This window comes from Prevotella corporis DSM 18810 = JCM 8529 (assembly GCF_000430525.1).
Classification (GTDB): Bacteria; Bacteroidota; Bacteroidia; order Bacteroidales; family Bacteroidaceae; genus Prevotella; species Prevotella corporis.
In genome coordinates this window covers 16,328-29,689 of record NZ_KE387157.1, presented here as the reverse complement: position 1 = coordinate 29,689, position 13,362 = coordinate 16,328, and the positions used below count along the sequence as shown (strand labels likewise).

9 protein-coding genes and 1 pseudogene are annotated in these 13,362 nt (G+C 41.6%); 1 reads left to right on the top strand and 9 read right to left on the bottom strand.

What is annotated here, in order from left to right; translation table 11 throughout:
* Positions 1 to 162: 162 nt before the first annotated feature.
* Positions 163 to 3,258, bottom strand: a complete 3,096-nt coding sequence (locus tag H515_RS0111525) for a DUF3427 domain-containing protein (RefSeq protein ID WP_025874911.1) — start codon at positions 3,256 to 3,258, stop codon at positions 163 to 165.
* A 21-nt stretch (positions 3,259 to 3,279) separates the two neighbouring features.
* Complete coding sequence (locus H515_RS0111520; RefSeq protein WP_025874909.1) at positions 3,280 to 3,525, bottom strand: hypothetical protein; 246 nt, start codon at positions 3,523 to 3,525, stop codon at positions 3,280 to 3,282.
* Between the two features lie 59 nt (positions 3,526 to 3,584).
* On the opposite strand from H515_RS0111520, the gene H515_RS15250 reads away from it, so the two are divergent.
* Positions 3,585 to 3,875: a hypothetical protein gene (locus H515_RS15250; protein ID WP_154653705.1), complete on the top strand. Its 291-nt coding sequence runs from the start codon at positions 3,585 to 3,587 to the stop codon at positions 3,873 to 3,875.
* An 80-nt stretch (positions 3,876 to 3,955) separates the two neighbouring features.
* Here H515_RS15250 and H515_RS0111510 read toward each other — a convergent pair whose 3' ends face one another.
* The 7 genes and pseudogenes from H515_RS0111510 to H515_RS0111480 form a co-directional block, all read right to left on the bottom strand.
* On the bottom strand, positions 3,956 to 4,234 hold the full coding sequence (locus H515_RS0111510; RefSeq protein WP_238300062.1) for a hypothetical protein: 279 nt from the start codon (positions 4,232 to 4,234) through the stop codon (positions 3,956 to 3,958).
* 123 nt (positions 4,235 to 4,357) lie between these two features.
* Complete coding sequence (locus tag H515_RS13565; protein ID WP_025874903.1) at positions 4,358 to 5,383, bottom strand: BspA family leucine-rich repeat surface protein; 1,026 nt, start codon at positions 5,381 to 5,383, stop codon at positions 4,358 to 4,360.
* Positions 5,384 to 5,955: 572 nt separating this feature from the next.
* The gene (gene trxA / locus H515_RS0111495) at positions 5,956 to 6,258 is read right to left on the bottom strand and encodes a thioredoxin (protein ID WP_025874901.1); all 303 of its coding nucleotides are present in this window, start codon (positions 6,256 to 6,258) and stop codon (positions 5,956 to 5,958) included.
* Between the two features lie 82 nt (positions 6,259 to 6,340).
* Positions 6,341 to 7,075 carry a hypothetical protein gene (locus H515_RS0111490; RefSeq protein WP_025874899.1) on the bottom strand — a complete coding sequence of 245 codons (735 nt, stop codon included), beginning with the start codon at positions 7,073 to 7,075 and terminating at the stop codon, positions 6,341 to 6,343.
* 512 nt (positions 7,076 to 7,587) lie between these two features.
* Positions 7,588 to 7,701 (bottom strand): annotated as a pseudogene (locus tag H515_RS15380) (transposase); the annotation flags it as partial.
* Between the two features lie 143 nt (positions 7,702 to 7,844).
* On the bottom strand, positions 7,845 to 9,005 hold the full coding sequence (locus tag H515_RS0111485) for an efflux RND transporter periplasmic adaptor subunit (RefSeq protein ID WP_028901975.1): 1,161 nt from the start codon (positions 9,003 to 9,005) through the stop codon (positions 7,845 to 7,847).
* A gap of 4 nt (positions 9,006 to 9,009) precedes the next feature.
* On the bottom strand, positions 9,010 to 13,326 hold the full coding sequence (locus H515_RS0111480; protein WP_028901974.1) for a CusA/CzcA family heavy metal efflux RND transporter: 4,317 nt from the start codon (positions 13,324 to 13,326) through the stop codon (positions 9,010 to 9,012).
* Positions 13,327 to 13,362 lie beyond the last annotated feature (36 nt).

Sequence of the window (13,362 nt, the reverse complement as noted above, 5' to 3'; positions counted from 1 at the left end):
CCAAAGTCTGCCGATGCTTGGATGGTACAAAATTACAAAATATTTCTTGTGAAATCAAATATTTATCGTGTAGTTATCAAGGTACAAAAATAGATAATATCATATTATTATTTGTGTAATTGATTCATCGCACATTGCGGATATAAGCCTTCTGATTTATCACTAAACGGCCTTCACGAATTGTGGCAAAATGGGATGTCGCATTCGCCAATCAATACTCATCGGTTTGTCATCACGTGAAGATATATAATCAATCAGACCAAAACAATAGAAAGGACATGTGTTGCCAAAACCATCTTTGATGTTCTCTCGAACGAAGAGTAAAAATTTCTTTTTATTCAAAGACTGTTCCACAAATCGTTTGCCACTACCTTGGTGTGTATCGGTGTTCTGCGATTTCCAATGAAATTGATTTTCACTAACCACATAATCATCATACATTGTAGAAGCAGAGAAGTCTTTTTCAGATTTGTTTAGCGTAACAAAGAACAATTCAGTATTCATTTCTTCTATTTTGAACACTCCAGCCACACTACCTTGCATTCTCTTATCAGCTGTTTGTCGTCCGAAGATTGTAAATACTTCTTCACGCGTATAACAGCCATATTGTTCGAGAGCGACAGGAAGTCCTTCTCCTAAAGAGAATGTTTTCATCTCAATTTTTGACAGAAGCAAATCTACCAGTTCTTTCATTTCTGATACGAACATAGGATAGTTGGCAAACGATTGAAGTCCTTCCTCAATGCTTTGGAAACCCAATTTACTAATTTTGTCGATGTAAAGCGTGTAATAAAGCATGACACTATAAGTCTTTTCTTGTTCCGTATGAAATGTTACAGAACTAAGATTAGCTAATGTTTTCTTGACAAAGCTCAAATAAGTAATACTATTAGTATGAATAAGGTTCGAAATACCTTTTTCATAACAACGGGTTTTCGCATCATTCTCATAGGAACACAATCCCGCCTCACGTTTAAGACTGGTCCAACAGTGATTATTCTTATATATAATACGGACATCCTGCCCATTATTTTCAATAAACTCCTTTAACGTAGGACTATGATCATAACTTCGCAACTCTTGGATAAGACGCTTTTTGTTATAAACGGCAGCCTTAATATTTTGCAGTACATATTGTTGAGCCATTTCTTCCATGTGTATCGTACAGCCGTTAGGAAGGAGCGTAAAACCATTCTTCACTTGGTCAACAACATTTTTATCCTGACGTTTCATCAAACTACGGAAACGGCTCGTGAAATCATACTTCTGATTCAACTGTGCCACAAAGTCGAACACTGTGAGCAACAGCTTTCCGGGATAGAGACGAAGTCCACGACCTAACTGCTGCAAGAAAATAGTAAGCGATTCGGTAGGACGTAGGAACAAAACAGTGTCAACTGCTGGTATGTCAATACCTTCATTAAATATATCTACCACAAACAGATAGTTGATCTCTCCTCTCGACAGTTTTTTATTAAGCACCTCGCGTTCACCATCTCTGTCCGCAGTAAGATAATCAGCATTAAGCCCACAAGCATTAAAATTGTCAGCCATAAAACGAGCATGCTCTTTCGTTGCACAAAATCCAAGTGCCTTACATTTTGTCTCGTCTGGCAGATAATAACGCAGTTTGTTGATAATGAGCCCCACGCGCTCTTGATTGCACAGACGTTCAGTTATTTTAGAAGCGACATATTTATTTCCTTGCATCAACTCATCGTCTGTAAGGTCTGTGTTATCACTGATACAAAGGTATTGAAAGGGGGTAAGCAATCCTTCATCAAGAGCCATTGGAAGCCGTATTTCCGCACTAATCTGATTACCAAAATCAGGCAATAGACTGACACCATCCATTCGTTCTGGTGTAGCTGTAAGTCCTATCAGAAGTTCCGGTTTGAAATGCGTGAGAATCTTTCGATAGCTATCAGCAACAAGGTGGTGAGCCTCATCTATCACTATATAATCATAATAATCTGAAGGCAGGCTATGAAAAATTTCATCATACTTCGCATTAAAAGTCTGAACAGAGATAAACAGATGATCGATACCACCAACAGGTTTATATTGACCGACCCAAACATCACCAAAATTTGCATCTTGCAGCACACTCCTATAAGTGTTGCGCGATTGTACAAGTATCTCTTGGCGATGGGCAACAAAGAGAATACGATTCCTATTCGGATGCGTCTCGGTAAACCATTTGTAGTCAAAAGCTGATATAACGGTCTTACCAGTGCCAGTGGCAGCAACTATCAGATTACGCTTAATACCCTTTTCACGGACCACTATCAATTTATCAAGTATTTGTTTTTGATGTGGCAAAATAGTGAATTTTGTCAAAGAGATTGTCAGAGTTTTATTCGGCTGTTTCTCTTTTCTCAATTCTTCATAGAGCTTCTCTACTCCTCCTTCAGCAAAATCCTCAAAATTATGGCTATTCCAGTAAAGATCGAAGGTGGCAAGTGCTGTTTTAATGATGTGAGGATTCTCTATGTTCGTCACTCGTATGTTCCACTCCAAGCCATCTGTTTGAGCCGACTTCGATAGGTTGGACGACCCAATGTAAGCAGTACTAAAACCAGAATTGCGTTCAAAAATATAGGATTTGGCATGTAAACGCTCGATCCTTGTATTGTAGGAAATACGAATTTCGGTATTAGGAAGTTGTGCAAGTCGTTCTACAGCCTTTGCTTCAGTTACACCACAATAAGTTGTTGTGATAACTCTCAATTTATGATTGGGATTCTCACAAAACTTTTTAAGTTTATCATAGATCAGATTCAGCCCCGACAATTTCAAGAATGAGACAATCAGATGAATGTTGTCTGCACTCTCAATGTCGCGCTCAATTTCAGCATTCATTGGAACTTTGCTTTGCCCGCCTGTAAAAAGATTGCTGATTCGGAAACCTGTCAATGGTCTTACAACATTCTGTTCAGTAGCCTTAAGTCGTGCTTCTTCATGCTTTGACACAACTGCTGCCAACATTTGATTATTATCTACAATCGTATCATCGTCCTGAGCATTAAGAAATTCTATCAGACGATTCGCAAAACCGACTCGTTCCTCAACGGTAAGTTTCTCATCAGAGAGCTTGTTCCGAATGATTTTATTGACATGGCCTGCTAAAATTGAAGGCGATTCAGCTTCGTCAATCTTATCTTTTCTGCATACAAGACCTTCTTTCGATGCTTGTAACATATCATTTTCTAACTCATTCGTCACTAAGCTTTCATAGACTCCCTCTTTTAATTTCATGCTTCTTAAATGTTTAATTTGTTATTTGCTTACCTTCAATATCCGTAACATGTGTTCTTGATGGGCTTTCATGTCCTCATAGACCCATTCCTCCCCCTCTTTCCTTCGGTCAGCATGGTCATTGTCTCGACATATCTGCATCATGATTCGCAACTTCAAAGAAGCTACGCTCACCCGTGATATCTTTTCAGATTGATCAAGATAACGGATAATCTTTGCCCTTGGAGTCCAATACGAGCCCGAACTATTGGCTTGGCTGCCAATCATGGCATAATTGCCAAAGCAATTGATTTTGGCCTCATTGATGCTTTCGGTGACATTCGCTTGTGGATAGAAATGTTCGAGCGAGCGTCGGGATTCACCGCAAGGACTGCCCCAACGCCCCCGAAATGCTCAAACGCTTCGGCTATCGCATCGTGAAAGCGCCGGTGCTGGTCCCGTTCCTTGTTTCGGACAATCTTCTCCGCCCAAAACTCCATATTGGTTTTCGGCATTCTGAAGTGTTGGCATCCCTCATGCCCATACCAAAGTCTGCCGATGCTTGGATGGTACAAAATTACAAAATATTTCTTGTGAAATCAAATATTTATCGTGTAGTTATCAAGATACAAAAATAGATAATTTCATATTATTATTTGTGTAATTGATTCATCGCACATCGCGGATATAAGCCTTCTGATTTATCACTAAACGGCCTTCACGAATTGTGGCAAAATGGGATGTCGAATTGGGCATCAGTGTCCAGCGGATTTTGCAGCTCGGTCTCCAACTGGAATACCTCACCGCAAAAGTTCATCACGTTTTCCGTGTTTACCTTTGCTGCCTTCGTCTGAATACGCTCAACCCACTCACGTTTCCACTGCTCAAACCCGCCTTGATACACCAAGGTCGTTTCATCGTAACCATTCGAAAACTCTCCACACCGTCTCTCCTGTAGGAGGGTGGAGTGGAGTGTTATGTTAGGTTGGGATAGCACTTCTATTTCTGAATATATTTCTTTCCGTTTTTAATGACAATCCCTTTGTAGCTCTCGTTCACACGACTGCCACTGAGGTCGTATGCTTTGCCATCGCCTGCCTGGTCGACAGACTTCACATGGTCAATACCTGTGGTTTTGCTTTGTGAAGTAACCCGTGTTGGGATTAGCCATCTCAATGCCTATTTTGTGTGGGTTGTACGCAGTGTTAGTACCGTTCAGCCTCGTACAGTGATTAAACATAGCACTATCATAAATCTTGTTACGAACCTTCCAGTTATTGTTGCAGAAAATAGAGGTTAAGGACTCGCAGCCATAGAACATGTCGCTCATGTCGGTGACGTTTTGGGTATTGAAGTTGCATAGGTCGAGCGATGTCAGTGCCTCGCAGCCATAGAACATGCTGCTCATTTTGGTGACGTTTTCGGTATTGAAGTTGCTCACATCGAGCGATCTCAATGCCTTGCAGAAAAAGAACATGCTGTTCATGTCGGTGACGTTTTGGGTATTAAAGTTGCTCACATCGAGCGATGTCAATGCCAAGCAGCAATAGAACATCCAGCTCATGTTGGTGACGTTTTGGGTATTGAAGTTGCTCACATCGAGCGATGTCAATGATTGGCAGCCACAGAACATCCAGTCCAGTCTGGTGACGTTTTGGGTGTTGAAGTTGCTCACATCAAGCGATTTCAATGCCTTGCAGCCATAGAACATGCATCTCATGTTGGTAACGTTTTGGGTATTGAAATTGCTCAAGTCGAGCGATGTCAATGCTTGGCAGCCATAGAACATGCGTCTCATGTCGGTGACGTTTTGGGTGTTAAGATTTCGTATATCTTTGATGTCCTGTAAATTGAAGCAATTATCGAACCAGGAGTAGGTACTGGTGGGACGGTACCCGGAAAAGGAGGTGTCGAACACAACATGCTTGATATTTTGTGTATTATAATCACCTGCCCAAGCGGGGTCCTCTCTATTGGGCATGTCGTAGATGCGACCATAATTCTGACGGGTGGTGCGCTGATTGTCATAATAAAAAGTGAGCGTCTCGTCGGGTGTTAATACGGCATAAGCCTCTTGTGCTGCCACAGGCAGGCTACCCGTGACCGCCAAAAGGGCGACGAGGAGTGAAAGTAAATGATTTCTCATGATGATGGTTTTGAATGAATAAAAAGAGGCCATCCGTCCGTCTTGTTTCCCAAAGGGGGGCTTGGGCAAACTCGTGACCGTGAATAACTATCAATTGCGGATTGCAGTAAACATTCATCTTTTCGTGAACAGATGATGTTCCTGCATCGAAAATCTCACGTTAGCCATATCGGTTGCGTGTCGCAGAAGGTGAATACGAACGCAAAATTAAATAAAAAAAACAGAAAAACAACGGTTTAACCTACAAAATTTTGAATAATCAATCATTTCAGGAGAGTGAGCCGCCACCTACATTAGAAAATGGGATTGAGAGTAATGTTATTTTGCAGATATTCTAAAGGTGACACCTAACTGCAAACTTATATTATTCGACATTTTCCTCTGATTGTTTCGTTTATAATACTTTGATTATCAGTCGTGTACTCTTCACTGAACATCTTTTAATTTAACTGCAATGACCGGTCGGAAGGGGGTAAAGCAGAGGCTGGACGATAGTCTTGGGAAAGGGGTTTGCCAACTGACGGGGATAAGACCTTGGCGAAATTCATCGTGAAAACGTCCATGACTGCGGTTCAGACATTGAGGAACGGACCGATGGCCGACAGCAGTTCGGCACATGAGAGGTAGCCGCTGCCACGCCAGAGCTGCTCGCCGTTGCGGAATAGCATCAGCGTGGGGACTGACTGGATGCGGTAGCGGGCGGCGGTGGCGTTCTGTTTGTCAATATCAATTTTGATAACGCGCAGTCTGTCGCCCATGGCTTGTTTTACTTCTTCGAGGACGGGGTGCATCATCTTGCACGGCTGGCACCATGTGGCAAAGAAATCGACCAGCACGGGCTTGTTGTCGGATATGACGTCGTTGAATGTTTCCATGTTGTTTTGTTTTGATGGGTTGCTATGATGCTCAAAATCGGGCGCGAGTGGTTTGTTGGCTTCTTCGTTCGTTCTGAGTTTTTTATGATTCCGTTTCTTTGGTTTTCTCCTTGGCTTTCTGATAGTGGGGCGCATAGGGCATTTGCAAATTGGTTCTCATCTGTGGGAATGCCTGCATGAAAGTGCAGTAGCACCATGCCGCCAGCTCGTAGCCCGTGAGCGGTGACGGACTGACGGCTGGCACGTTGTAGGTCTGCCGAAGGTTGATTCCCTGCTGACCCAAGGCGGTTGTCATGAGTGCGATGAGGCGGACTCTGCTCGCATCCATGTCGGCCAGTCGCCTGATGACGGCCACCATCTCGGCTATCATCCTGTCGTCGTCGAGCGGCGCCACTTCGTTGGCAGTGGACGGCTGCGCTGGTGGTGGTGTTTCTGTGGACTCCACGATGGTTACTTTCTCTATCAGACCTGCCATTTCCTCCTCACTGAACAGGAAAGGGCCCTCTTCGGGCGTTGTTTTCTTTCGTCGTCGGTTGTTCATCTTTTGTTGTCTATTTTGCCATTGGTCGGTCTTTTCGCTGGCCAGCTTTATTGCTTCCTCGTCGGGCGCAGTGCGTGTCAGGGGCGCATTGCGATTGTCGGTCGGCTGACGGGCAGCTGACCACGGGCTGAAAGGCTGACGGCAATCGGGCGAGCGATGGGCGCGGACCCTTGATTGCGTGTTGTAAAGGTAGCTATTTTTATCGAATGTCTGGGCCTGTCGGTCATAAAAAATGCGTCGAAGGGGCGATTTTGGCAGAAATTGAGGATTGCGCAACCTTCAGAATGGTGATCATTTTGGGGTATAACCATTCAGAGCGGCATTCGGAAAGCGGAGCGGTTGGGCACAGCTGCTTGCCAATGTCTGAGCTTTCGCATGGTGATACCTCACCTTTCGGGCGGCGAAAGCTCACCTTTTGCAAGGTCGTTGATGACCTTTTGGCGACTGTATGCTATCATACTGTTTATCAATCGGTTACAAATGCGGTTTCAACGGGGTGTTTTCCTGTTCATAATTTCCCGTCAACAGTAAAGCCCTCAACAACGTGGGCCGTGGCCGTCGGTCCTTCCTGTGTCAACCAACAATTCATCAATAGTAAGTATTGCGCAGACAGATATTTTTCATTATTATTGCAACCTTATTATAAAACCAAAGATATGATAAGATTTCTACTCAATACGGCGATGAGCCTGATGACGCTTTCGGGCCATGCGCAGGAAAGCGTCTATAGTTTTCAAATACAAAGATAAGAAAAAGGAAGCTTAGACACTTTTATAGGACAGTACCTGATATTTCCTTTTTCCTGTAGGTTTTAGCGTATATTTTGTTGTCATTGCATCAAAAAACTTGCAGAAGTCATCTGCCATACAAAATATTTCAGTAACTTTGTCTTCGGTGATCATAGCGATTTTTGTTTGTAACTGTTTGAATGTTAGCTCTTTAAAGTTACAACAAAATTCGCTAATCACCAAATTTATAGACACTTATAATTCGTCGAACTCACGTTAATTTTCAGTAAACACCAATTAGAGATAGGTGCTTTATTCTATTCTTCTCCGGTTTCTCCTTTATTCATTTCAGACAGAAGATAATAGGCACCCGATTGAACAATATTAGAAAGTTTTTTTGTATCCTCTAAAGGCTCTATTGCTACAAATCCATTTTCTTCTTTTATCTTCTTGACACCAACAGGGAAGAACTTCCATCTTGAGCCCTGATGAGAGGCTTTATAGATATAAAATTTCCCATCTTTTTCGGCTATGGCTTCATAAGGTACAGCTTTCATCTTTATTGCATTTGTAGCAATCTGTGCCTGAATATACATGCCTCCAATTAATCCAGTTCTATCCCCCATAATATTTACCCGCACATCTACTGTCTGATTTTCATTGTTAAAGGTCTTACCAATGGAATATACTTTGCCTCTATAGTTTTTCCCACTTTTGTCGGATTGTTTAAATTGTACAGACTGTCCTACTTTTATTTTAGAAATATCGTGTAGAAAGACCTGTAATTCAGCAAAAATGTTGTCTGTATTTACAATCTTCATTATTGGCATTTCTGGAGTTGTATATTGGCCTGTCTGCACGTCGATTTGCTCAACAGTGCCACGGATAGGACTCTTTATTGCGATTGTCATCATGGGATTTCCCTTGCGAATAGAGGAAGGATTAATACCCATTTTTCTAAGCTGGGCGGATAACATTTGCAATTCGCCATTAACTATCTTTAATTCTGATTTGATACGGTCGTAATCCTTACCTGCACCCACCCCCTCTTTCATCATCATTGCCTGGCGAGCAAACTCTTTCGAGAGATACTTCTGCTGATTGAGGGATGATAGATATTGTGTCTGAAGGTTAACAAAGTCGGGGTGAGACAAGTAAGCGATGATCTGGCCTTTAGCCACTATTTGTCCTTCTTTAACTAATATCTGTTTGATATTTCCACCCGTTTGCGGAGTTACAGTTGCTTCACTTTGCGGATCGATAACCAGTTTTCCATTCGCTTCTATAGCATTCTCAAAAACCATCTCTGTAAGATGGCCAACCTCAATATTCACCTTCTTCACTTGCTCGTCAGTGAGATCTACTTGGGTCTGTTCCTTCAACGCATTCTCTTCACTGTTTTCGGCCTGCTTCTTGGTGTTGCCACAAGCCATTAGAAGCAAGAGAGAGGCCATATAGATATATTTTTTTGTTTTCATTGTCTTAAATATTTGGATATTGTAAATCTATCTTTGTATTGATGTATTTTTCGTAAGCTGACCAATAGTCAAGCTCTGTCTGCACAGCATCGCCCATGGTCTGGATAAAGCCAATATAGTCAGTTGCCCCGAGTCGGTAAGCGGAAGCTGCTCCTCGTTGTTGCTCTCTTGCTGTTGGTAATGCTGTTTCTTGAAAGTATTTGAGTTTCGTCTGCCATTTTAGATTTTCTGTTTGTAAACGCTCTTGAACTCTTTTAAGTTGTTGACGTGATAAGGTGAGATAAGCCTCTTCAATCTCCTTATCCATGGCCATGGCTTGCTTCTGTGCACGATATGAATTTCTAAATAAGGGAATACTCATACCAACATTTATAGTCCAATAGCCTAACCTATTTCCATTTCTCTGCGCCCCTGCTTCTACGAAAAAATTTGGTAGCACTTTTGTTTTTTCAACTTCTATCTGTGTTTGTGCCAGTTTAATTTTTTCTTTCTGCAATGCCAATATTGGATGAACAGTGTCATTGCGTACTGCGAATATTTCTTCCGGGGAGGTAGAAGGTTCGTAAATTCCTTCTCCTAACCATCGAGATAACAATCTAACTGCTACTTGATAATCATAAGTTGACTGATTCAAATTTTCCTTCATCTCTATCGCTTTCTTCTTCGCTGTTAAATATTCTAATTGCGATGTCTCACGCATTTCATATTTTAATTTTGCGGCATGTTCAAAATTCTGATAGATAGAGTCAATCATTGCATAGACTTTCATTCTCTGTTTCTGAATGTACGCTTGGGCATAATCGTAACTTACAGCTCTTTGTAAGTCATATTTTGTCAACGCTGCTTCTGCACGAGCTGTTCTTGTTGCTTGTTCTTGAGCACGAGTACGTTGCTTGTTACCGAATAGATTCAGATTCTGTCGGATAGCTAATAATGAAAAGGTAGCATCATTACCTCTGCCGAGTTCGTCCACACCTGCTGAGAACTCCGTGTCTCCTATGTTATTTACGCCTTTAATCATCGTTTTCTCACGATTGACACGAAGTTCAGCTATCCTTATTGTAGGGTAATTTTGTTCTGCAAGTTGAAATGCTTGTTGAAGACTAACAGTTTGCGCTTTCGAACTATTGGTCATTAATAGCATGATCAATGTAAGTGTAATAGCCGTCGGTATCTTTTTTTTCTTAATATTTACCCCTTCTTCCAATGCATATAATAATGGAATTACTACCAGCGTAAGTAGTGTTGCGGTAAATAGCCCTCCAATAACTACTGTGGCTAATGGTCTTTGCACTTCCGCCCCTGCAGAGCCTGATACCGCCATAGGCAAAAAGCCAAGCATTGCAGCTGTTGCTGTTAGTAAGATAGGTCGTATGCGCTCTTTTGTACCCACTATAATTCTTCGATTTATATCTTTCATACCTTCACTTTTTAATGAATTGAATCGGTTAATGAGTACCAAACCATTGAGTACTGCAACACCGAATAACACGATAAAGCCGACACCTGCCGAGATGGAAAAAGACATACCACGCAATATCAAAGCTAAAACTCCACCAATCGTAGCAAGAGGTACTGCCATATAAATCATCAAGCTCTGCTTAAATGATTTTAATGCAAAGTAGAGTAAAAGGAAAATTAGTGCCATGGCTATTGGGAGAACTATCATCAAGCGTGCCTTTGCTTCTTGGAGATTTTGATATTCACCTCCATATTCCAGTCGATAACCTGAAGGAAGAGTCAACTCAGCATCAAGACTTTTTTGAATATCAGCGACGACGGATGCCACATCACGTCCTCGCACATTCACTCCTACATAGATTCTGCGTGAGGCTTTATCCCGTGATATTTGCATTGGACCTGACTCATAGTTAATATTTGCTACCTCTCTCAGGGGTATCTGCGACCCATTTGGCAGATCAACATAGAGTTGCTTAAGATTATCGATACTCTTACGATACGTCTCGGAGAGTCGAATGACAAGGTCGAAACGTTTTTCACCTTCAAATACCACTCCGGCAGAACTGCCAGCAAAAGCAGAACTCACATACCCATTTAGGTCAGCAATATTCATTCCATATTGTGCTAAGCGCTGCCGGTCATATTTTACTGTAATCTGTGGTAATCCGTCTGTACGTTCAAGAGCCACGTCTTTGGCACCAGATATTTTACTAATAATGCTTACCATCCGATTTCCCAATTTATTGAGTTTTTCGAGGTCGTCACCATAGAGTTTTACGGCTACATCCTCGCGGACACCAGTAAGCAGTTCGTTGAATCGAAGTGCTACTGGCTGAGAGAAAGAAAAGTTTAGCCCGGGTAAAATTTGGAGCTTTTCCTTTATCCGTTCAATAAGTTCCTCCTTCGTTGTGGCCGAAGTCCATTTACTCCTGTCTTTTTCAAGGATAATAAAACTGTCCGTATAGTCAAATCCCATAGGGTCAGTAGGAATATCAGCCACGCCAATGCGTGCACAGACTGTTTTGATTTCAGGGAAGTTATCCAAAAGCAGACGCTCAACTTCTTTTTCTCTCTTGATTGTTTCAGAGAGAGAACTTCCTGGTCTAAGAAATGTTTGCATTGCTATATCTCCTTCATCAAGCTCAGGAATAAATTCTCCACCCATACGCGTAAAGGCGATGGTCGTAATTCCTAACATGATTATAGCTGAGAGAATGACTGCTGTCTTATGTCGAAGTGAAAAAAGAATCAGCGGATTATACGCCCCCGTGATTTTTGTAATCAACTTGTTACTTGCTTGCTCCAATCTCTTCTCAAACCTGACAATCCTACTATCGGAATTATGTAAGGGGCGTAGAATAAGAGCCGAAATCATAGGTACATAGGTTAAACAGAGTATGATCGCACCTAAGAGTGCAAACGAGAACGTGTAAGCCATAGGTGAAAACATCTTACCACTGATTCCTGTCAAGAATATAATCGGTGTAAAAACGATTAGAATTATCAGCTGACCAAAGAAAGCCGAGTTCATCATTGAGGATGCCGCATCGTAACTAATTTGATTCATGGCCGTCTGGTCAACTTTAAGATGGTGCTTAGTCCTCTTTCCAATCTCAAATACAATGCCCTCTACAATAATAACGGCTCCATCGACAATAATACCGAAATCAATAGCCCCCAGGCTCATTAAATTCGCCCAAACCCCAAAGATTCTCATCATGATAAAGGCAAACAATAGAGATAATGGAATAACGGAAGCTGTAATGATGCCACCTCGCACATTTCCGAGTAGTAAGACTAATACAAAAATGACAATCAGGGCTCCCTCTACCAAATTGCGAGCTATTGTACTCGTTGTACGGTCGATAAGATTAGAACGATCGAGAAACGGTTTTATCTCAATACCTGTGGGAAGTGATTTCTTGATACTTTCCATTCTATTTTTAACAGCATCAACCACTTTGTCTGAGTTTGCTCCCTTTAACATCAGAATCATGCCACCAACAGCCTCATGCCCATTTTGGGTAAAGGCGCCATAACGTACTTGTGAACCAATATCAACTTTATCGGCCACATCTCGTATCAGAACAGGAATACCATTCGTATTCTTAACAACTATGTTTTGAATGTCTGCAATAGATTTAACCACTCCCTCACCACGAATAAAATTGGCCATGTGGTTGCGCTCGATATAGGCTCCACCGGTATTGATGTTATTCTTGCTTAATGCTTCGTATACTTCACTGATAGTAACTTTCATTGCATTGAGCCTATTCGGATTAAGAGCCACCTCGTATTGCTTTATACTCCCACCAAAAGAGTTCACTTCGACAACACCTGGAATCATTGACAGTTGACGTTTAACTATCCAGTCTTGAATAGTTCGCAATTCCTGTGGACTATATAAATTGCTGTCTTTAGGAACTAATGTGTATTGATAAATTTCACCCAACCCTGTTGTTATAGGTCCCATTTGGGGAGTGCCAAAGCCTTCTGGAATTTCTTCACGTACTTCTTCTAACTTCTCTTGAACAAGTTGGCGTGGCAGATAGGTATCCATATTATCCTTGAACACAATGGTCACAACCGATACACCGAATCGAGAGATAGAACGAATGTCTATTACACCAGGAAGATTCGACATGGCAAGTTCTACAGGGTAAGTAACAAACTGCTCTATATCTGTTGTTGAAAGGTTTTCTGACACAGTAATAACCTGTACTTGATTATTGGTGATATCTGGTGTAGAATCTACATTGATGGTTTTTAGTGAATATAAGCCACCACCTATAATGATTACCAAGAGGAGTATCACCAAGAACTTATGCTTAATGGAAAAATAAATAATTTTATTGATCATATCTCATGATTTAATTATACATGACATATTGAGAAC